This is a genomic window from Cellulomonas jepli, from assembly GCF_047229345.1.
Lineage (GTDB): Bacteria > Actinomycetota > Actinomycetes > Actinomycetales > Cellulomonadaceae > Cellulomonas_A.
This window is the reverse complement of record NZ_JBFTER010000050.1, coordinates 15,150-34,170: the sequence shown is the minus strand read 5'-3', so window position 1 is coordinate 34,170 and position 19,021 is coordinate 15,150. Positions and strand designations below refer to the sequence as shown.

Sequence of the window (19,021 nt, the reverse complement as noted above, 5' to 3'; positions counted from 1 at the left end):
CCGCTGCTCCGGCGCCGGCCCCCGCGCCCGCCGCCTCGGCCCCGGCGAGCCCGCGAGCCGACGAGACGGAGATCCCCGAGCCCGCCGAGCCCGTGGCGACCATCCCGCCGGTGGCGACCGCACAGCCCGCGACCGCGCCCTACGCCGAGGTCGCCACGGCCAGCCGCACCGCACCGGCCGACGCCGCCGAGCCGACCGACGAGGTCCAGAAGCTGCGCGGCCCCGCCGCGCGCGTCGTGACCAACATGGAGGCGAGCCTCGAGGTCCCGACCGCGACGTCGGTGCGCGCCGTGCCGGCCAAGCTCATGGTCGACAACCGCATCGTCATCAACAACCACCTCGCGCGCGGCCGCGGCGGCAAGATCTCGTTCACGCACCTCATCGGGTTCGCGCTCGTCGAGGCGCTCAAGGACATGCCGGCCATGAACGCCGGCTACAGCCTGCTCGACGGCAAGCCCGCGGTGACGACCCCGGCGCACGTCAACCTCGGCCTCGCGATCGACCTCGCCAAGCCCGACGGCACGCGCCAGCTGCTCGTCCCGAGCATCAAGAAGGCCGAGACGCTCGACTTCGCGCAGTTCTGGAGCGCGTACGAGGACGTCGTGCGGCGCGCCCGCGGCAACAAGCTCACGGTCGACGACTTCGCCGGCACGACCATCTCGCTGACCAACCCGGGCACGATCGGCACCGTGCACTCGGTGCCGCGCCTCATGGCGGGCCAGGGCACGATCGTCGGCGTGGGCGCGATGGACTTCCCCGCCGAGTTCGCCGGGACGTCCGAGGACCAGCTCAACCGCATGGGCATCTCCAAGGTGCTCACGCTCACCTCGACGTACGACCACCGCATCATCCAGGGCGCGCAGTCGGGCGACTTCCTGCGCATCCTCGCGAACAAGCTGCTCGGCCAGGACGACTTCTACGACCGCATCTTCCGGTCGCTGCGCGTGCCGTACGAGCCCGTCCGCTGGGTCCGCGACTCGCCGTCGGACCCCGACACCGAGGCGACGAAGCCCGCGCGCATCGCCGAGCTGATCCACTCCTACCGCTCGCGCGGCCACCTCATGGCGGACACCGACCCGCTCGCGTACCGCCAGCGCAAGCACCCCGACCTCGACATCCAGAACCACGGGCTGACGCTCTGGGACCTCGACCGGACGTTCCCGACCGCGGGCTTCACCGGCAAGCCCCGCGCGAGGCTCCGCGAGATCCTCGGGCTCCTGCGCGACTCGTACTGCCGCTCGATCGGCATCGAGTACATGCACCTGCAGGACCCGCGCCAGCGCCGCTGGCTCCAGGAGCGGCTCGAGTCCGGGTACGCCCGCACGCCGCGCGAGGACCAGCTGCGGATCCTGCGCCGCCTCAACGCCGCCGAGGCGTTCGAGACGTTCCTGCAGACCAAGTTCGTCGGTCAGAAGCGCTTCTCGCTCGAGGGCGGCGAGGCCGTCATCCCGCTGCTCGACGCGATCCTGTCGAAGGCCGCGGACAACGGGCTCGACGAGGTCGGCATCGGCATGGCCCACCGCGGGCGCCTCAATGTCCTCGCGAACATCGCGGGCAAGTCCTACGGGCAGATCTTCAGCGAGTTCGAGGGCAACCAGGACCCCAAGTCCGTGCAGGGCTCGGGCGACGTGAAGTACCACCTCGGCACCGAGGGGACCTTCACCGCCGAGTCCGGCGCGACGACCCAGGTCTACCTCGCGGCGAACCCCTCGCACCTCGAGGCCGTCGACCCGGTGCTCGAGGGCATCGTGCGCGCCAAGCAGGACCGCATCGACCTCGGCGGCGACGGGTTCTCCGTACTGCCGATCCTCATCCACGGCGACGCGGCGTTCGCCGGTCAGGGCGTGGTGTGGGAGACGCTGAACCTCGCGCAGCTGCGCGGCTACCGCACCGGCGGCACGGTGCACGTCATCATCAACAACCAGGTCGGGTTCACGACCGGGCCGTCGTCCTCGCGCTCGTCGCAGTACGCGACGGACATCGCCAAGGGCCTCCAGGTGCCGATCCTGCACGTCAACGGGGACGACCCCGAGGCGTGCGTGCGCGTCGCGGAGCTCGCGTTCGAGTACCGCGAGCAGTTCGACCGCGACGTCATCATCGACATGGTCTGCTACCGCCGCCGCGGCCACAACGAGGGCGACGACCCCTCGATGACGCAGCCGCTCATGTACAACCTCATCGAGGCGAAGCGCTCGGTCCGCAAGCTCTACACCGAGACGCTCGTCGCGCGCGGCGACATCACGCTCGAGGAGGCCGAGCACGTCCTCAAGGACTACCAGGCCCAGCTCGAGCGCGTGTTCACCGAGACGCGCGAGGGCGGCTACACCCCGCCGCCGTCGAGCGAGCCGGTCGCGGGCCTCGAGCGGCCCGAGTCCCAGCTGGAGGACGCCGGGATGATGGTCGGCTGGAAGACCGCGGTCGCCCCCGCGGTGCTCGAGCGCATCGGACGCGCGCACGTCCGTCCGCCCGAGGGCTTCACCGTCCACCCGAAGCTCGCGCAGCTGCTCACCAAGCGCGAGCAGATGTCGCGCGAAGGCAACATCGACTGGGGCTACGGCGAGCTGCTCGCGTTCGGGTCGCTGCTCATCGAGGGCACCCCGGTGCGCCTCGCGGGGCAGGACTCGCGCCGCGGCACGTTCGTCCAGCGTCACGCCGTCATGCACGACCGCGAGACGGGCGCCGAGTGGACCCCGCTGCTGTACCTCTCGGCGGACCAGGCGAAGTTCTGGTGCTACGACTCCTCGCTCAGCGAGTACGCGGCGCTCGGCTTCGAGTACGGCTACTCGGTCGAGCGTCCCGACGCGCTCGTGCTGTGGGAGGCGCAGTTCGGCGACTTCATCAACGGCGCCCAGACGGTGATCGACGAGTTCATCACCTCGGCCGAGCAGAAGTGGGGCCAGCGCTCGTCGGTCGTGCTGCTGCTCCCCCACGGCTACGAGGGCCAGGGGCCCGACCACTCGTCGGGCCGCATCGAGCGGTTCCTGCAGATGTGCGCCGAGGAGAACATCACGGTCGCGCAGCCGTCGACGCCCGCGTCGCACTTCCACCTGCTGCGCCGCCAGGCGTACTCGCGGCCGCGCCGCCCGCTCGTGGTCTTCACGCCCAAGTCGATGCTGCGCCTCAAGGCCGCGTCGTCGTCCGTCGAGGACTTCACGACGGGCGACTTCCGCCCGGTCATCGGCGACGACCTCGCCGCGGCCAAGGCGAACCAGGTCGACCGCGTGCTGCTCTGCTCGGGCAAGGTCTACTGGGACCTGCTCGCGCACCGCGTGTCCTCCGGTGACGAGCGCACGGCGATCGTCCGGCTCGAGCAGCTCTACCCGCTCGAGGGCGACGCGCTGCGCGAGGCGCTCGCGCCGTACGGCGACGCCGAGCTGGTGTGGGTGCAGGACGAGCCCGAGAACCAGGGACCGTGGTCGCACATCTCGATGCACGCGCCCCAGCTGCTGGGCCGCACGCTCCGGGTCGCCTCCCGCGCCGCCTCGGCGTCGCCCGCGGCGGGTTCGGCGAAGAAGCACCAGGCCGAGCAGGCGCGGCTCGTCGAGACGGCGTTCGCCCGCTGACCTCCCCGCGCGCGACCTGCGCGCCACGACGACCGACGCCGCGCTCCCGTCCGGGGGCGCGGCGTCGGTCGTCGGTGGGTGGGTCGGTGCTCTGTGGGTCGGTGCTCGGTGGGTCGCTCGGCGCCGAGTGCCTCGCGGGCGCGTCGGTCGCCCGTGGGTCGGTCGCCGGGGCGTCGGCGGCACGTCCGGCGCCGGTGGCCAGTCGCCGGTGGGTCGCTCGCGGACGAGCGTGCCACCGACGGCTCGGCGGCACGTCCGGCGCAGCGACGTCAGACGGTGACCGTCTCGGCTGCGTCCGCCTCCGTGGACCCGCCGACCTCGGCCGGGCTCGCGAACGTGCGCCGGTACGCCTGCGGGCTCGTGTCGAGCGCACGCGCGAAGTGGTGGCGGAGCACCGACGCGCTCCCGAAGCCGCACCGGCGGGCGATCTCCTCCACGCTGGCGTCGGTCCGCTCGAGCATCTCCTGCGCGCGGGCGAGGCGCTGGCGCGTGACCCATGCGGCGGGTGTCGTCCCCGTCTCGGCGCGGAACCGGCGGGCGAACGTTCGCTCGGACATCAGGGCGCGCGCGGCGAGCTCGGGCACCGCGAGCTCGGCGTCCAGGTGCTCGACCATCCACGCGAGCAGCGGCGCGAGGGTGTCGGCGTCGCACGGGAGGGGCGTGTCGACGTACTGGGCCTGTCCGCCGTCACGGTGCGGCGGGACGACCATGCGGCGCGCGATCGCGGCGGCGGGGGCGGTGCCGAGCTCGCGGCGCACGAGGTGCAGGCACGCGTCGATGCCCGCGGCGGTGCCTGCGCTCGTGATGATCCCGTCGTCCTCGACGTAGAGGACGGCGGGGTCGACCTGTGCGAGCGGGTACTCGCGCGCGAGCTGGTCGGTGTACATCCAGTGCGTCGTGCAGCGGCGGCCGTCGAGCAGCCCGGCCTCGGCGAGCCCGAACGCCCCGCTGCAGACGCTGAGCACCCAGGCCCCGCGCGCGTGGGCGGCGCGGAGCGCGACCGCGACGCTCTCGGGGAGCTGCGTGGGCGACCCGTAGGCCGGCAGCACGACGAGGTCGACGCCCTCGGTCGCGTCGAGCCCGCGCTCGACCATGATGCCGAGGCCGAGCTTCGTCGGGACCAGGCCGGGCTCGACGGTGCAGATGGTGAAGTCGAACGACGGGCCCCCGGTGTCGCGGCGGTCGATGCCGAAGACCTCGCACACGACGCCGAGCTCGAACGGGGCGACCCCCGGCAGGACGATCGCGGTGACGGAGCGCAGCATGCGCCCAGTATGAGTGTCCAGTTGGCAGAAGATCAACGAGGACCGTCAGATCTGCCACTGTCGGCAGAATTCCGATCGTCGCAGACTTTCTGCCATGAGCCTCTTCCTGATCGTCCTCGCCGCCTTCCTCCTCCTCTGGTGGGTCGCCCGCCTCGTCACCACGCTCCGGAACGACGGGTACGGGCTGCGTCCCCCGCCGCCCTCCCACGAGCAGGACCGGCCCCTGCGCGTCTGAGCGCGTCGGACCTGCCGCACCTCCACCCGCGGCACCTCCACCCGCACGGGTGATCCGGCGCGCCTGCGGATGACCGCTCGCACACGCGTACGGCCTGAGACACTGTGGGCCGGACTGTGCCGGGGACCGGGGGGACCACTCCCGAGCCCACGGACGCGCGAGACGGGTGGGAGTGATGACTGTGGGCGAGCTGCCGGTGCGCCTGGCGGTGATCGGCGACGAGCTCGCCGCGGGCGTCGGCGACCCCAAGGGCCTCGGCTGGGTCGGTCGCGTCGCCGGGCGCACCCGCACGGCCGCGCCGCTCGGCGTCTTCACCCTCGCGGTCCCGGGCGAGACCACCACGGCGCTCGGCGCCCGGTGGGAGGAGGAGGTCGCGCGCCGGTTCAGCCCGGACGCGGACAACCGCCTCGTGATCGCGCTCGGCCGAGCGGACGCGGGTGCAGGGCTCTCGCTCGCGCGCAGCCGGCTCAACCTCGCGAACATCCTCGACGTCGCGGAGCAGCGCCGCGTCCCCGCGTTCGTCGTCGGCCCGCCGCCCGGGCGTGCCGTCGACGGCGACGCGCTGGCCGACCTCTCCGCGGCGTACGGCGACGTCGCGATGCGCCGGCGCGTGCCGTACGTCGACACCTACGAGCCGCTCGCCGCGCACGAGCAGTGGCTCGGGGACCTCGCGGCCGGCGACGGGCTGCTGCCCGGGCAGGCCGGCTACGGGCTCATGGCGTGGCTCGTGCTGCACACCGGCTGGCACACCTGGCTGGGCCTCCCGGACGACCCCGCCTGACCGACGCCGGCCCGACCGCGCCCGACCCGCGCGGACCGGCGCGGGTCGGTCAGCCGGACCGTGCGGACCGCTAGGAGACCAGACCCGCCGCGCGCAGCTCGACCGTGAGGTCCTGCGGGTTCGACGCGACCGCGCACGCCTCCTCGTACGTCACGACGTCGTCGCGGATGAGCTCGAAGAGGTGCTGGTCGAACGTCTGCATCTTGTAGTACTCGCCCTCACGGATGAGGTCGAGCAGCGGCGGAGCGTTCTGCGGGTCGACGATCGCGTCGGCGGTGCGGCCCGTGTTGACCATGACCTCGATCGCCGCGCACCGTCCCGTGCCGTTGGCGCGCCGGACGAGCCGCTGCGAGACGATCCCGCGCAGCGCCTGCGCGAGCGCGACGCGCACCTGCTTCTGCTCGTGCGGCGGGAAGAAGTCGACGATGCGGTTGATCGTCTCCCCCGCGTCGATCGTGTGCAGCGTCGAGAGCACGAGGTGCCCGGTCTCCGCGGCCGACAGCGCGGCGCGCACCGTCTCGACGTCACGCATCTCGCCGACGAGGATCACGTCGGGGTCCTGGCGCATCGCGGCCCGCAGCGCCGCGGTGAAGTCCGCGGTGTCCTGGCCGACCTCCCGCTGGGAGATGATCGCCTTCTTGTCCTGGTGCAGGATCTCGATCGGGTCCTCGATCGTCACGATGTTGACCTCGCGGTACACGTTGATCAGGTCGACCATCGACGCGAGCGTCGTCGTCTTGCCGGAGCCCGTCGGACCGGTCACGAGCACGAGGCCGCGCGGCTCGAGCGCGAGCTCGCCCACGACCTCCGGGAGCCCGAGCTCCCCGAGCGACTGCGCGCCGACGGCGACGCGACGGAAGACCATGCCGAACGTGCCGCGCGCCTGGTACGCGTTGACGCGGAACCGCCCGACGCCCGGCACCGAGTACGCGAAGTCCGCCTCGTGGGTGTGGCGGAACGAGTCCACGAGCTCCTCGGGGACGACCTCCGCGACCATATGCTCGGTGTCGCGCGGCTTGAGGTCCGGGACCTGCAGCTTGCGCAGGCGCCCGTCGACCCGGACGCGCGGTGCGGAGCCGACCTTCACGTGCAGGTCGGACCCTCCCGTGCTCGCGAGGGCGTGCAGGAACGGGATGATGGACAGGGGCTCGCTCACCTCCGTCCTATCGGGACCGCGGTGCGCGCACTTGAACGATCCGGGGGGCGGTTTCCCGGGACGGGCGCGTCGACCGCCCGGGCGTCGTTGCAGGTCGCGTGGACGGCGCACCGGGGTGCCCGTCCGCTGTGGGACCATGGACGCGAATCCGGCGCACAGCACGCGCGCCAGAACCCGAGGAGACACCGATGAGCAAGCGCGGACGCAAGCGCCGTGCCCGCAAGGGCAGCGCAGCGAACCACGGCAACCGTCCCAACGCCTGAGGCGTCGGCGAACGGTCGCTGAGATGACGAGGGGCCCGGTGCGGATGCACCGGGCCCCTCGTCATGTCCTGCGTGTCACGTCGTCCGTGTCCGGCCCGCCGCCCCGAGCGGTCGGCGTGCGCCCGGCGCAGCGGGCGACGGGGGACGCCTCAGCTCTCGGCCGGCTCGACCCGCACGACCGTCAGCCGCTCGTGGATGCGCAGCCGCAGGTCCGCGGGCGCCTTCTCCTGGCAGCAGCGCTTCACGAGCTTCTTGACCACGGCCTCGACGTCGTACTCGCCGAGGCACGGCTCGCACTCCTCGAGGTGCGCCCGCACGCGCTCGGCGTCGGGCGCGTCCAGCTCCGAGTCGAGGTACTCGAACAGCCGCCCGAGCGCCTCGTCGCAGTCCGTCCCGCACGCGCTCACCGCGGGTGCGCCGTGACCGGGCTCCTGCGTGCTCATCGCGTCCCCTCCGGCGTCGTCGTCCCGACCAGCCCGCGCTCGCGCGCATAGTCCTGCAGCATCTCGCGCAGCTGCGCCCGACCGCGGTGCAGCCGCGACATCACCGTCCCGATCGGCGTACCCATGATCTCGGCGATCTCCTTGTAGGCGAAGCCCTCGACGTCCGCGAGGTACACCGCGATGCGGAAGTCCTCGGGGATGCGCGCGAGGGCGTCCTTGACGTCGGAGTCGGGCAGGTGGTCGAGCGCCTCGGCCTCGGCGGAGCGCAGCCCGCTCGAGGTGTGCGACTCGGCGCGCGCGATCTGCCAGTCCTCGATCTCCTCGGCCGCCGACTGCTGCGGCTCGCGCTGCTTCTTGCGGTACGTGTTGATGAAGGTGTTCGTGAGGATCCGGTACAGCCAGGCCTTGAGGTTCGTGCCCGGGCGGTACTGGTGGAACGCCGCGAACGCCTTCGCGAACGTCTCCTGGACCAGGTCCTCGGCGTCGGCGGGGTTGCGCGTCATGCGCAGCGCAGCGCCGTAGAGCTGGTCGAGGTACACGAGAGCCTCCGCCTCGAACCTCTCAGTGCGGGCGGTGTCGTCCTCGGCCTCGGGGGCGCGGTTCGTGTCCTCGGTCATCGACGCCGAGCCTAGTGCCGCCGGGACGGGCAGACCCGCCAGGGGGGCCGCAGCGTCCAGCGAGACCCGCACGGTGCGGGCGGTGCCGGTGCGCGGCGCCTCACCCGTGGGGCTGCCGACGAGGCCGGCGGGCGGTGGGCTCGTGCCGAGCACGACGCTCGGGCTCTCGGTGGCGCAGCTCATGACAGTCGTCAACGCGAGCGGGGGCACGTCGATTCCCGGGCGCGAAGGCGCAGGTCGAGGACTAGCGTGGCGGCATGACGGACTCGAGGTTCCTCCAGCTGCTCCGCGCCCAGATCGGTCACGAGTTCGACGCGCACCAGCAGTACGTCGCGATCGCCGTGTGGTTCGACGGGCAGGACCTCCCCCAGCTGGCGCGGCACTACTACCGCCAGGCGGTCGAGGAGCGGAACCACGCGCTCATGATCGTGCAGTACCTGCTCGACCGGGACCTCGACGTCGCGATCCCCGCGGGCAGCCCCGTGCGCAACGACTTCACGACGGTCATCGACCCGATCGCCCTCGCGCTCGCGCAGGAGACGCAGGTGACCGAGCAGATCGAGGCGATCTTCCGGGCGGCCCGCGAGGAGGGCGACGCGCTCGGCGAGCAGTTCCTCCTGTGGTTCCTCAAGGAGCAGGTCGAGGAGGTCGCCTCGGCGCGCACGCTCCTGACCGTCGCGACGCGCGCGCGGGACAACCTCTTCGACCTCGAGAACTACGTGGCCCGGGAGCAGATCGGCGACGGCGGCGAGTCGTCCGACGCGCCCGCGGCTGCGGGCGGCGCGCTGTGAGCCACGAGCCCCGGGCGCACGCCGCCTGACGTTCCCGTCCCGTCCCGACCCGATCCGTCCGACGACCCAGGAGGTCCCTGATGCTGCTCCGCCGGTTCGCCCGTCCGCTCTTCGCGTCGTCGTTCGTCCAGCAGGGGGTCGACGCCGTGCGCCACCCGGCCGCGCACGTCGAGATCGCGCGCCGGGCGCTCGAGCGCGTCACCGCGACGGTCCCGCGCGGCCGGGTCGCCGCCCTGGACCGGTACCGCGAGCCGACGCCGGGACAGCTCACGACGCTCGTGCGCGTGCACGGCGCCGCGACCGCGCTCGCCGGCCTCACGTTCGCGCTCGGGCGCGCACCCCGCACGTCGGCGCTGCTGCTCGCGGCCCTGACCGCTCCCCTCGCCGTGGCGGACCTGCCCGCGAAGAAGGGCGCCCGCGCCGGAGGCCCGGACGCCGGCCGCGAGCGGAGCGCGCACCTCCTGCGCACGCTGTCCGCGACGGGCGGCGCGCTGCTCGCCGCCGCCGACTACGCCGGGCGTCCGGGCGTGTCGTGGCGCCTCGCCCGGTTCCGCGACGACCACGCGCACGTGCCGGCGTCGATCGCGGCGAAGGTGCCCGGGCGGGACTGAGCCGGCCGGGAGTCCCGGGCGCAGCCCGGGCTGCTCGCGCGGGCGCACACCCGGACCCCGGGCTGTCCGAGCGCGCGCACACCCGGCGGCCGTGACCGGCGCGCCGGGTCGCGGCCCGATCCACCGCCGGCCCGCGGAGCCCCGCCGTGGGCGGGCGAGACCGCGCTGCGGGCCTGCCGATAGCCTGGCGGCATGACGACCGACGCGCTGACCGACCGGCCCGACGCCGAGCACGACGCCGCCCTCTGGTCCGCGCCGCAGGCGCCCGGGCCGCTCGACGCGACCGTCGAGGTGCCGGGGTCGAAGTCGCTCATGAACCGCTACCTGGTGCTCGCCGCCCTCGCGGACTCCCCGAGCCGCCTGCGCGGCGCGCTGCGCTCGCGCGACACGCTCCTGATGGCCGCGGCGCTGCGCTCGCTGGGGGTCGGCGTCGAGGACGCGCCGGGCACGGCGGCGGACTGGGTCGTGACCCCGGGTGCGCTGCGCGGCGGCACCGACGTCGACTGCGGCCTGGCGGGCACGGTCATGCGCTTCCTGCCCGCGGTCGCGGCGCTCGCCGACGGCCCGGTCCGCTTCGACGGCGACCCGCACGCGCGCGTCCGCCCCATGGGGCCCGTGCTCCGGGCGCTGCGCGCGCTCGAGGTCCCCGTCGACGAGCACGGCGAGCCGGGTCACCTGCCCTTCACGGTGACGGGCCGCGGGCGCGTGCGCGGCGGGCACGTCGACGTCGACGCCTCGGGGTCGAGCCAGTTCGTGTCCGGTCTGCTCCTCGCCGCCGCGCGGTTCGAGCAAGGCCTGACGCTGCGGCACACCGGCCCGACGCTGCCGAGCCTGCCGCACATCGAGATGACCGTCGACGTCCTGCGCGCGGCCGGGGTCACGGTCGACGACTCGCGGCCGACCATCTGGCGCGTCGAGCCCGGCACGATCGCGGGCCGCGACGTCCGCGTCGAGCCGGACCTGTCGAACGCCGCGCCGTTCCTGTGCGCCGCGATGATCGCGGGCGGGACGGTGCGCGTGCCGGGCTGGCCCGCGCAGACCACGCAGCCGGGCGGGCTGCTGCCCGGCATCCTCGAGCGCATGGGCGCCACGACGCGGCTCGACGGCGACGTGCTGGCGGTCACCGGGACCGGTCGGATCCACGGCCTCGACCTCGACCTGCACGCCGCGGGCGAGCTCACGCCGACCATCGCGGCGCTCGCCGCCCTGGCCGACTCCCCGACGCGCCTCCGCGGCGTCGCGCACCTGCGCGGCCACGAGACCGACCGGCTCGCGGCCCTCTCGACCGAGATCACCCGCCTCGGCGGGCAGGCGGAGCAGACGTCCGACGGGCTCGTGATCACCCCGCGCCCGCTCACGGGCGGGACGGTGCGCACGTACGCCGACCACCGCATGGCCACCGCGGGCGCGCTGCTCGGGCTCGCGGTGCCGGGCGTGCGGGTCGAGGACGTCGCGACGACCGCGAAGACCATCCCCGACTTCGTCGGCCTGTGGTCGGGCATGCTCGGATGACCGCCGCCGCACGAGACCACGGACGAGGCGCCTGACCGTGCCGCGTCGCCCCCTCGACGAGTCCGACGTCCGTGTCCGCCCCGGGCGCCGCGGCTCGCGCCCCCGCACCAAGACCCGTCCGGAGCACGCCGACTCCGTGGTCGCCCTGGTCACGGGCGTGGACCGCGGCCGGTACACCGTGCTCGCGGACGCGGGCGGGCCCGACGAGCGGCCCGTGACCGCGATGAAGGCGCGCGAGCTCGGCCGGGAGCGGGTGGTGCCCGGGGACCTCGTGGACCTCGTGGGCGACACGTCGGGTGCGGAGGGGACGCTCGCGCGCATCGTCCGGATCGTGGAGCGCACGACGGTCCTGCGCCGCACGGCCGACGACTCCGACCCCGTCGAGCGCGTGATCGTCGCCAACGCCGACCAGCTCGTCATCGTCACGGCCCTCGCCGACCCCGAGCCGCGCACCCGCATGATCGACCGCTGCGTCGTCGCGGCCTACGACGCGGGCATGGACGCGCTGCTGGCGCTGACGAAGGCCGACCTCGCCGACCCCGCTCCCCTCGTCGCGCTGTACGAGCCGATCGGCGTCCGCGTCGTCGTCACGAGCCGGGGCCCGGACGGCATCGTCGGGCTCGACGAGGTGCACCGCGCGCTCGCCGGCCGCACCTCGGTGCTCGTGGGGCACTCGGGGGTCGGGAAGTCGACGCTCGTGAACGCGCTCGTGCCGGGCGCCTACCGCGCGACGGGTGTTGTCAACGACGTCACAGGCCGGGGGCGGCACACGTCGTCGTCCGCGATCGCGCTGCGCGTGCGCGTCCCCGAGCTCGAGGGCGACGCGCCGACGTGGGTCATCGACACCCCCGGCGTCCGGTCGTTCGGCCTCGCGCACGTCGACCCGTCGCGCCTGCTGACCGCGTTCGCCGACCTCGCGGCGGTCGGCGAGGAGTGCCCGCGCGGGTGCACCCACACGGCGGACGCCCCCGACTGCGCGCTCGACGAGTGGGTCGTCGGGGCCCCCGACGCCGAGGTCCGGGCCGCCCGCGCCGCCCGCGTCGAGTCGTTCCGCCGGCTGCTCGCGAGCCGCACGGGCGCGGCCGACCCCGAGGCTCCCCCGGTCTCCGCCGCCCCCGACACGCCCACCACGCCGGACGCCTGACCGGCCGCTCCCCCCGGTGCGGGGCGGGCGCCGCTAGGTTGTCCGGCATGAGCCTGCGCCCCGGGTACGCCGACGACCTGAGACTCGCCCACGTGATCGCGGACCAGGTCGACTCCGTGACGATGGCGCGCTACAAGGCGCAGGACCTGCACGTCGAGACCAAGCCCGACCTCACGCCGGTCACGGACGCCGACCGCACCGCCGAGGAGATCGTGCGCGGCCAGCTGAGCCGGGCCCGGTCCCGCGACGCCGTGCACGGCGAGGAGATGGGCGACACGGGCCACGGGCCGCGCCGCTGGGTCATCGACCCGATCGACGGCACCAAGAACTTCGTCCGCGGCGTCCCCGTGTGGGCCACGCTGATCGCGCTGATCGACGGCGACGAGGTCGTCCTCGGGGTCGTGAGCGCCCCCGCGCTCGGCAAGCGCTGGTGGGCCGCCCAGGGCTCAGGCGCGTGGACCGGCAAGTCCCTGGCCGCCGCGACGCGGCTGCAGGTCTCCCAGGTCGGGCGGCTCCAGGACGCGTCGTTCTCCTACTCGAGCCTGTCCGGGTGGGAGGAGCGCGGCCGGCTCGAGCACTTCCTCACGCTGACCCGCCGCGTGTGGCGCACCCGCGCGTACGGCGACTTCTGGTCGCACGTGCTCGTCGCGGAGGGCGCCGTCGACCTGTCCGCCGAGCCCGAGCTCGCGCTGCACGACATGGCGGCCCTCGTGCCGATCGTCACCGAGGCCGGCGGGCGGTTCACGTCCGTGACCGGGGTGCCCGGACCGTTCGGCGGCTCGGCGCTCGTGTCGAACGGGAAGCTGCACGACGCGGCGCTGCAGATCCTGGACCCGATCGACGGCTGAGGGTCGGCGGGGCGCTATCGACGTCCCGCTCTCAGGTGCACGGCTGGCACCGTCCGGTGCCTCGCACCCGCTGCCGACGGTCCCGCCCCACCCGCGCGGGGGTTCGTCGGTTGCAACGCGGCCGGGACGCACGATCCGCGGCGTCACGTCGCCTGATCGTGCGTCCGGTGCGTCGTCGCAGCCCCGGACGCGCGGCTCAGCGCGGGATCGCGCCGAGCTCGCTCGCGTCGTACCAGAGCAGGTCCCGCTCCGAGAGCCGCTCGACGGCGGACTCGTCACCGGTGAGGGCCGCGCGCACGTCCGCCGCAGCCTCGGGCTCGTCGACGTGCCCGCACGCCACGTCGCGCAGCAGCACGTCGACCGTGACATCGACGGCGCTGGGGGCGTCGTCCTCGCCGGTCGCGAGCACGACCGCGTCGTCGGGCACGTCGGCCGAGAGCACGAGGCGCAGCTCGGGGACGCCCGGGTGCGCGGCGACCCGCAGCAGCGCGTCGTCGGCCGCCGCGAGCTGGGCCGCGTACTCGAGCCCCTCGTCGTCCTCGTCCGGCAGCGCCGCACGCAGCGCGTCCGTCACCGCGTGCGCGCGGCGGGCGGCGAACGTCGTGCCGCCCGCGGGGTCCGGGGACGTGCCGAGCTCGTCGAGGGTCGCGGGGAGGTAGATGCGCACGGGACCAGTGTGCCGTCAGGGGCCGTCCGCCCGCGACGCGCGCGCACCGGCGGGGACGAGGACCGCAGCACCCTCCCGCTCCTCGGGACCACCGGCGGGCAACCCGCCGCCGACGAGCTGCGCCGCGAGCGCCGCGATCGCGCGCCGCGCGGGGGAACCGGGCACGAGCTCGTGCAGCAGGCGCGCCTCGAGCAGCGCGGCGTCGGTGCCCTGACGGTCGTCTGCGACGAGCACCGGGGCCTGGACGCCCGCGTACCGCTCGAGCGCCGACGCGATGGCCTCCTCCGGTCGCGGCCCGGCGACCGACGCACGCACCTTGTTCACCACGACCGTGCGCCGTCCGGTGAGGCCGAGCTCCGCCAGCTCGCCGAGCGAGCGCACCAGCCGCTGGACGCCGATCGGGTCGCCCGCCCCGACAACCACGACCTCGTCGGCCTCCTGGAGCGCCGAGAGGGTCGCCGCGTTGCGGTGCGGTGCGTGGGTGTCGTAGCTCAGGACCTCGTCCTGCTCGATGCTGAAGCCGCAGTCCACGACGGTCCAGGCGGACAGCGCCCGGGCGACGGTCCAGACCACCTCCAGCGACGCGGTCGGCAGCTCGGGCCACCGGTCGGCGCGCGAGACGCCCGAGAGCACGCGCAGCCCCGGGGCGAGCAGCGGCGTCAGCCGGGCGAGGTGCTCGACGTCGAGCGTGCCCTGGCCGGCGGCGCGCGCCGCGGCGGCGATCCCCGGCGCCTCGTCGAGCAGGCCCACCGCCTGGGCGACCGTCCCGCCGTAGGTGTCCGCGTCGACCAGGAGCGCCAGGCGGCCGAGCAGCGCGATCTCGGCGGCCAGGTTGATCGCGAGGGTCGTGCGCCCGGGGGCACCGGTCGGCCCCCAGACGGCGACGAGCCGGCTCGGCTCGGGCCGCGGGACGTGCCCGTCCGGCGCGACGTACTCCGGTCCGGGCGTCGACAGCTCCGCCGGCGCGTGCGCGAGGGTGTCGGTGCCGCCCGACGCCCCGCGCTCGAGCAGCGCGACGACGCTGCGCACGAACGCCGTCGCGTCCGTGCCGTCCTCCGGCGCGTCGACCACGAGGTCCACGCCCAGGGCGACCGCCCGCTCCCCCTGCCAGGGCAGTGCCGGGTCGCCGAGCCCGACGACCCGGACGCCGCAGCGGTGCAGCGCGGCCACGGCTTCCCGGTCCAGCATCGGCAGGTCGGTCGAGACGAGCGCGACCCGGCCCAGCCCCGCCTCGGCCGCGGCGAGCAGCTCCGTGAGGTCGGCGCACCGACGCGTCACGCTCAGCCGCCCGGCCGTCCCGTCGACGGCCTGCACGATGCCCGCCTCGGACGCGCCGCGGATGGCGCACAGCACCCCGACGGCCACGCTCAGCCTCCCGTCCCGGGCACGTGGACGACGTGCACCGAGCCCTCGCCGCCCACGGCCGCGAGCACCTCGGGCAGCAGGTCGGCGGGGACGAGGACGTGCACCACGGTCGTCCCTCCGGTGACGAACGCCCCCTCGGGCTGGCTGACCTGCGCGACCGTCAGCGCGCTCGCGAGCTCCCGGGGCTCGGCGACCTCCGCGCCTGCCGCGGGACCGCGGGCGGGAACCTGCCAGAGGTCGACCTGCGCCCCCGCGACCACGTCCTCGGACGGTGCCTCGTCGACGGTGACGGGGACCGGCCGGACGTCGAGCGCGCCCGCGTCCCCGAGCGCCCCGCGCGGGACGAGCTCGCCCGGCGCGACGACCCGGAGCGCCACGGTGCCTTCCGGGACGCCGTCGGCGACCGTGACGTACCGCTCGAGCTCCCCGGCGGGGAGCCGGACCTGCGCGACGGCGAGCTCCTCGCCGGTGACGCCCGAGCCGGGGATGAGCGCGTCGCGGGCGACGTAGACGCCGGTCGTCCGCTGCGCCTCCTGCACGACCCACGAGCCCAGCGCGACCGAGCCGGCGATCATCGCGGCGCCGACCAGGAGGCGCGGATCACGCCAGCCGGGGCGACGCAGCCGCGTCGCGACAGGTGCTGGCAGGTCAAGCACGGACGTGCTCATGCGACTCCCTGATGCTGCGCCGGACCGGGTGGAGGTGCCCATCATGCCGACGTTCCGGACATCTCGTGCACACCCTTGTGGACGACGCAGGGGGCGTGCGACGGCGTGCCACACTGCGGTCATGGCTCCCAGGTTCCTCACGCTGGCCGACGTGACCGAGGTGCTCAACATCTCGGCCGCGCAGGCCTACGCGCTGGTGCGCTCGGGCGAGCTGCCGGCGATCCAGATCGGCGGCCGGCTCCAGTGGCGCGTCGAGGCGAGCGAGCTCGAGCGGTACATCGAGCGCATGTACGCCCAGACGCGTGCGCGCATCGAGACGGAGCACGACGTCGACGAGGGCGCCCAGCGCTGACCCCGTCCCGGGCAGCCGTGGCCCGGCCGGCACCAGGGTGCCCGGCGCTCACCCCGCCGGGCGGGATCAGCCCGTGCGTACGGCGCGCACGGCGCGGAACGGCACGGCCCAGACCGCGCCCGGGTGCGGGGCGGGCACGGTCAGGTCGAGGTGGTCCGCCCCGACCCGGTCGACCCGGCCGGTGAGCTCCTCGTCGTCGAGCACGACGCGCACCGTGGCACGGTCCCGGGCGATCGCCCGGAGGGCGTGACCGAGCGAGAGCCGGCGCTCGACGGCTCCCGGCGCGGGAGCCGCGTGGACCGGCAGCCCGTGGACCGCGGTGACCCCGGAGACGGGGACGAGCCAGCGCACGGGGCCGTCGCCCAACAGCACCCACTGCTCGGCCACGTCGAGCACGGTGCCCGCGACGCGCGTGGCCCCGGACCGGATCGTCAGCACGTGGCCGTGGGCGGCCCTCAGCCGCGAGGCGAGCTCGACCGTCGCCCGCTCGGCCCGGGTGAGCTCGGCGACGTCGGCCGCCGCCTCCGACGCGCGCGCCGCCTCGAGCTGCGCCTCCAGGTCCGCGAACAGAGCCTCCCAGCGCATCCGCCCACGCTAGGCCACCGCCGAACTGCCGAGGAACGGCGTCCGTTCCCGCACCCGGCGCCCGCGGTTGTGGACAGGCGATGGACCCCTGCGGCGCGATGCAGTACACCTTGCGCATCAAGCAACACCAAACTGCATCAAACACGCACATCGCGCGGAGTGCCGCTCCGCGACCACGGGCTCAGGGGGCACGCATGCGCGGACACGGAACGACCATCCGGCAGACCGGGGTGCGCCTGATCGCCATCGCGGCCCTCCCCCTCGGGCTGATGACGTCGATCGGCCTCGGGGCGGCGCTCGTCGTGCGGCTGCGCGCACTGCTCCCGGTCGACGCCTCCACCGCCACCGTCGACCGGGTCGTCGAGATCGGGGTCGTCGGCCTCGGGCTCGCGCTGCTGGCCTGGCTGGTGTGGGGCCTCGCGGTCGCGACGCTCTGCGCGGCGGCACGCACGGTGGGCGTCACGTGGCGCGCCGGGGAGCGCGCGGTGGCCCGCCACGCGCCCGGAGTCGTGCGTCGCGTGCTGGTCGTCGCCCTCGGCGCGGGCCTCGGGGTCGCGGGCGCCGTCACGGCGCACGCCACCGCACCCGCCGACGGGCTCGACGTCGGCTGGAGCCCGACGACCAGCTCCGCACCCGTGCCCGGACCGAGCACCGCTCCCCCGCCCGACGTCAGCGCGGACCCGCACGCGTCGCGTGCGGCTGTCGAGCAGACCGGCGCGGACGGGCCGAGCACCGTCGGGGGGCCGACGGCGCCCGGCACGTCGGCCCCCGGCGCCGCGACCGACGCGCAGGACGCTGCGGCCGCCGGCGCAGCGAGCGGTGCCCGCGAGAGCTCCGTCCCGGCGACCAGCACGACCCCGGCGCCCGGAGCGGCGACCGCCGCCAGCCCCGGCGCAGACTCGGACGCGGTCACCGCGCGCCCCGTGACGGGCGCGCACGCGGACGCCACCCGGCGGGTCGCGGGCGTGCGGTCGACGCCGACGGAGGCGAGCGGCACCGCCACAACCTCGACCGGTGCCCCGGCCACCCCGGACGCCGGCCCCGTCGGCACCGCCGCGCCCGGCGCTGCGTCCGCCTCCACCGTCGTGGTCGTCACGGGCGACAGCCTCTGGGGAATCGCGCAGCGCGCGCTCGGGGCGGACGCCACCGACCAGGAGGTCGCCGCGGAGTGGCCCCGCTGGTACGCCGCGAACGCCGACGTCATCGGCGCCGACCCGGACCTCGTCGTGCCCGGTCAGGTGCTCCGCGTCCCCGGCACCGCGACGCCGTCCGGCGGCGTCCGGTGAGGACGGTCCTCGCCCCACCGTCGACGCCCGGCGTCCGCCCCGACGGCGCCGGCGCACCGGCCTCCCGGTGCCCCGTGCGCCCGGCGCCGACCCGAGACCAGCACCTGCGACTCCCGTCGCCCACCCGCACCGCCCAGCCGAAGGAGCCGCACATGACGACGCTCGAGCTCGACCGAGCCGCCCGACCCGTCCCGTCCGGCACCGCCACGCCCCACACCCCCGACCGGCCCGGTCCGGCGACGGGACCGACGCGCACCTCCGGCGACCTCGCCGCGCCGGCGACGAGACCCGCTGACGCCACGAACCCGAGCCGCCCCTCAGAGCCGCGCCCCGCTGACGCCGCTCCCGCACCCGAGGTCCGGCTCGTCCCGACCCTCGCGCCCGCACCCCGCTCCGCGCCGCCCACCGGGCCCGGGCACACACGTCCGCCGACGCTCGAGCAGCGGCTCCTCGCCCGGCGCCGCGCGACCCTCGCGGCGGAGCGTGCGGCCCGCACGGCCGAGCCGCCGCGCGAGGCGCCCGCGATGCCGGACCCGACACCGGTGTGCTGCGCCCTCGCGCTCGCGGCGACGGAGGCGCTGCGCGGGACCCGTCAGGTCGCGCAGCTCGCCCGCTGGGTCAGCCCGCAGGTGTTCGAGCAGCTGGCCGCGCGCGCCGCGCTCACCGTGCGGGTGCTGGGCCGGACCTCGGCGAGCCGTCGGCCGGAGATCCTGCGCGTCCGGGTGTGCCGCCTCGGCGAGCACGTCGCGGAGGCCGCGGTCGTGGTGGACGACGGCACGCGGGTGCGGGCGGTGGCGCTGCGCCTGGAGGTGTGGCGCGGAGCGTGGCGGGCCGTCGCGTTCGAGATCGGCTGACCGGACCGGCGTCGC

20 protein-coding genes are annotated in these 19,021 nt (G+C 75.2%); 12 read left to right on the top strand and 8 right to left on the bottom strand.

The window, feature by feature from the left end; genetic code table 11:
• Nucleotides 1-3,563 (top strand): multifunctional oxoglutarate decarboxylase/oxoglutarate dehydrogenase thiamine pyrophosphate-binding subunit/dihydrolipoyllysine-residue succinyltransferase subunit (locus tag AB6N24_RS12995; protein WP_412869819.1); only part of this gene is annotated, 3,563 nt, incomplete at its 5' end.
• A 269-nt stretch (nt 3,564-3,832) separates the two neighbouring features.
• Here AB6N24_RS12995 and AB6N24_RS12990 read toward each other — a convergent pair.
• Nucleotides 3,833-4,828 (bottom strand): GlxA family transcriptional regulator, encoded by a 996-nt coding sequence (locus tag AB6N24_RS12990; protein ID WP_412869818.1) that lies wholly within the window; start codon nt 4,826-4,828, stop codon nt 3,833-3,835.
• Between the two features lie 94 nt (nt 4,829-4,922).
• On the opposite strand from AB6N24_RS12990, the gene AB6N24_RS12985 reads away from it, so the two are divergent.
• Together AB6N24_RS12985 and AB6N24_RS12980 are read left to right on the top strand one after the other, a co-directional pair.
• Nucleotides 4,923-5,063 (top strand): hypothetical protein, encoded by a 141-nt coding sequence (locus tag AB6N24_RS12985; RefSeq protein ID WP_412869817.1) that lies wholly within the window; start codon nt 4,923-4,925, stop codon nt 5,061-5,063.
• Between the two features lie 175 nt (nt 5,064-5,238).
• Entirely contained in the window at nt 5,239-5,844 is a 606-nt protein-coding gene (locus AB6N24_RS12980) for a GDSL-type esterase/lipase family protein (protein ID WP_412869816.1), read from the top strand.
• 70 nt (nt 5,845-5,914) lie between these two features.
• Here AB6N24_RS12980 and AB6N24_RS12975 read toward each other — a convergent pair whose 3' ends face one another.
• The gene (locus AB6N24_RS12975; RefSeq protein ID WP_412869815.1) at nt 5,915-7,000 is read right to left on the bottom strand and encodes a type IV pilus twitching motility protein PilT; all 1,086 of its coding nucleotides are present in this window, start codon (nt 6,998-7,000) and stop codon (nt 5,915-5,917) included.
• Nucleotides 7,001-7,188: 188 nt separating this feature from the next.
• Here AB6N24_RS12975 and AB6N24_RS12970 point away from each other — a divergent pair, with 188 nt between their 5' ends.
• Nucleotides 7,189-7,263, top strand: a complete 75-nt coding sequence (locus AB6N24_RS12970) for a 50S ribosomal protein bL37 (RefSeq protein ID WP_371861044.1) — start codon at nt 7,189-7,191, stop codon at nt 7,261-7,263.
• A gap of 149 nt (nt 7,264-7,412) precedes the next feature.
• On the opposite strand, the gene rsrA is transcribed toward AB6N24_RS12970, so the two are convergent.
• Both rsrA and AB6N24_RS12960 read right to left on the bottom strand, forming a co-directional pair.
• On the bottom strand, nt 7,413-7,706 hold the full coding sequence (rsrA, locus tag AB6N24_RS12965) for a mycothiol system anti-sigma-R factor (protein WP_412869814.1): 294 nt from the start codon (nt 7,704-7,706) through the stop codon (nt 7,413-7,415).
• Complete coding sequence (locus AB6N24_RS12960) at nt 7,703-8,506, bottom strand: sigma-70 family RNA polymerase sigma factor (RefSeq protein ID WP_412869813.1); 804 nt, start codon at nt 8,504-8,506, stop codon at nt 7,703-7,705. The genes rsrA and AB6N24_RS12960 overlap by 4 nt, the downstream gene beginning before the upstream one ends.
• Before the next feature lie 74 nt (nt 8,507-8,580).
• Between AB6N24_RS12960 and AB6N24_RS12955 the strand changes: the two genes are divergently transcribed.
• From AB6N24_RS12955 to hisN, 5 genes are all read left to right on the top strand, one after another.
• Nucleotides 8,581-9,114, top strand: a complete 534-nt coding sequence (locus AB6N24_RS12955; RefSeq protein ID WP_034635088.1) for a ferritin — start codon at nt 8,581-8,583, stop codon at nt 9,112-9,114.
• A gap of 80 nt (nt 9,115-9,194) precedes the next feature.
• Complete coding sequence (locus AB6N24_RS12950; protein ID WP_412869812.1) at nt 9,195-9,725, top strand: DoxX family protein; 531 nt, start codon at nt 9,195-9,197, stop codon at nt 9,723-9,725.
• Between the two features lie 192 nt (nt 9,726-9,917).
• Nucleotides 9,918-11,237: a 3-phosphoshikimate 1-carboxyvinyltransferase gene (aroA, locus tag AB6N24_RS12945; protein ID WP_412869811.1), complete on the top strand. Its 1,320-nt coding sequence runs from the start codon at nt 9,918-9,920 to the stop codon at nt 11,235-11,237.
• A 37-nt stretch (nt 11,238-11,274) separates the two neighbouring features.
• Nucleotides 11,275-12,381 carry a ribosome small subunit-dependent GTPase A gene (gene rsgA / locus AB6N24_RS12940; protein ID WP_412869810.1) on the top strand — a complete coding sequence of 369 codons (1,107 nt, stop codon included), beginning with the start codon at nt 11,275-11,277 and terminating at the stop codon, nt 12,379-12,381.
• 47 nt (nt 12,382-12,428) lie between these two features.
• Nucleotides 12,429-13,229, top strand: a complete 801-nt coding sequence (gene hisN, locus AB6N24_RS12935) for a histidinol-phosphatase (RefSeq protein ID WP_412869809.1) — start codon at nt 12,429-12,431, stop codon at nt 13,227-13,229.
• A gap of 196 nt (nt 13,230-13,425) precedes the next feature.
• On the opposite strand, the gene AB6N24_RS12930 is transcribed toward hisN, so the two are convergent.
• The 3 genes from AB6N24_RS12930 to AB6N24_RS12920 are packed head-to-tail and all read right to left on the bottom strand — an operon-like array spanning nt 13,426 to nt 15,929.
• Nucleotides 13,426-13,896, bottom strand: coding sequence for a DUF6912 family protein (locus tag AB6N24_RS12930; RefSeq protein ID WP_412869808.1), 471 nt, complete (start codon nt 13,894-13,896; stop codon nt 13,426-13,428).
• A 15-nt stretch (nt 13,897-13,911) separates the two neighbouring features.
• Nucleotides 13,912-15,261 (bottom strand): CpaE/TadZ family protein, encoded by a 1,350-nt coding sequence (locus AB6N24_RS12925; protein ID WP_412869807.1) that lies wholly within the window; start codon nt 15,259-15,261, stop codon nt 13,912-13,914.
• A 2-nt stretch (nt 15,262-15,263) separates the two neighbouring features.
• Nucleotides 15,264-15,929: a hypothetical protein gene (locus AB6N24_RS12920; protein ID WP_412869806.1), complete on the bottom strand. Its 666-nt coding sequence runs from the start codon at nt 15,927-15,929 to the stop codon at nt 15,264-15,266.
• A gap of 121 nt (nt 15,930-16,050) precedes the next feature.
• Between AB6N24_RS12920 and AB6N24_RS12915 the strand changes: the two genes are divergently transcribed.
• Nucleotides 16,051-16,281: a helix-turn-helix domain-containing protein gene (locus AB6N24_RS12915; protein WP_183295769.1), complete on the top strand. Its 231-nt coding sequence runs from the start codon at nt 16,051-16,053 to the stop codon at nt 16,279-16,281.
• A gap of 66 nt (nt 16,282-16,347) precedes the next feature.
• Here the strand turns inward: AB6N24_RS12915 and AB6N24_RS12910 are convergent, their stop codons facing one another.
• Nucleotides 16,348-16,866 carry a hypothetical protein gene (locus AB6N24_RS12910; RefSeq protein WP_412869805.1) on the bottom strand — a complete coding sequence of 173 codons (519 nt, stop codon included), beginning with the start codon at nt 16,864-16,866 and terminating at the stop codon, nt 16,348-16,350.
• Between the two features lie 194 nt (nt 16,867-17,060).
• Here AB6N24_RS12910 and AB6N24_RS12905 point away from each other — a divergent pair, with 194 nt between their 5' ends.
• On the top strand, nt 17,061-18,152 hold the full coding sequence (locus AB6N24_RS12905) for a LysM peptidoglycan-binding domain-containing protein (RefSeq protein WP_412869804.1): 1,092 nt from the start codon (nt 17,061-17,063) through the stop codon (nt 18,150-18,152).
• A gap of 152 nt (nt 18,153-18,304) precedes the next feature.
• Nucleotides 18,305-19,006 (top strand): Rv3235 family protein, encoded by a 702-nt coding sequence (locus AB6N24_RS12900; RefSeq protein ID WP_412869803.1) that lies wholly within the window; start codon nt 18,305-18,307, stop codon nt 19,004-19,006.
• Nucleotides 19,007-19,021: the final 15 nt, after the last annotated feature.

What these genes read in the sequence shown, in the direction of transcription:
- AB6N24_RS12990 (WP_412869818.1), bottom strand. Translation starts at nt 4,828, where the DNA reads ATGCTGCGCTCCGTCACCGCGATCGTCCTGCCGGGGGTCGCCCCGTTC.
- AB6N24_RS12985 (WP_412869817.1), top strand. Translation starts at nt 4,923, where the DNA reads ATGAGCCTCTTCCTGATCGTCCTCGCCGCCTTCCTCCTCCTCTGGTGG.
- AB6N24_RS12980 (WP_412869816.1), top strand. Translation starts at nt 5,239, where the DNA reads ATGACTGTGGGCGAGCTGCCGGTGCGCCTGGCGGTGATCGGCGACGAG.
- rsrA (WP_412869814.1), bottom strand. Translation starts at nt 7,706, where the DNA reads ATGAGCACGCAGGAGCCCGGTCACGGCGCACCCGCGGTGAGCGCGTGC.
- AB6N24_RS12960 (WP_412869813.1), bottom strand. Translation starts at nt 8,506, where the DNA reads ATGAGCTGCGCCACCGAGAGCCCGAGCGTCGTGCTCGGCACGAGCCCA.
- AB6N24_RS12955 (WP_034635088.1), top strand. Translation starts at nt 8,581, where the DNA reads ATGACGGACTCGAGGTTCCTCCAGCTGCTCCGCGCCCAGATCGGTCAC.
- AB6N24_RS12950 (WP_412869812.1), top strand. Translation starts at nt 9,195, where the DNA reads ATGCTGCTCCGCCGGTTCGCCCGTCCGCTCTTCGCGTCGTCGTTCGTC.
- aroA (WP_412869811.1), top strand. Translation starts at nt 9,918, where the DNA reads ATGACGACCGACGCGCTGACCGACCGGCCCGACGCCGAGCACGACGCC.
- hisN (WP_412869809.1), top strand. Translation starts at nt 12,429, where the DNA reads ATGAGCCTGCGCCCCGGGTACGCCGACGACCTGAGACTCGCCCACGTG.
- AB6N24_RS12920 (WP_412869806.1), bottom strand. Translation starts at nt 15,929, where the DNA reads ATGAGCACGTCCGTGCTTGACCTGCCAGCACCTGTCGCGACGCGGCTG.
- AB6N24_RS12915 (WP_183295769.1), top strand. Translation starts at nt 16,051, where the DNA reads ATGGCTCCCAGGTTCCTCACGCTGGCCGACGTGACCGAGGTGCTCAAC.
- AB6N24_RS12910 (WP_412869805.1), bottom strand. Translation starts at nt 16,866, where the DNA reads ATGCGCTGGGAGGCTCTGTTCGCGGACCTGGAGGCGCAGCTCGAGGCG.
- AB6N24_RS12905 (WP_412869804.1), top strand. Translation starts at nt 17,061, where the DNA reads ATGCGCGGACACGGAACGACCATCCGGCAGACCGGGGTGCGCCTGATC.
- AB6N24_RS12900 (WP_412869803.1), top strand. Translation starts at nt 18,305, where the DNA reads ATGACGACGCTCGAGCTCGACCGAGCCGCCCGACCCGTCCCGTCCGGC.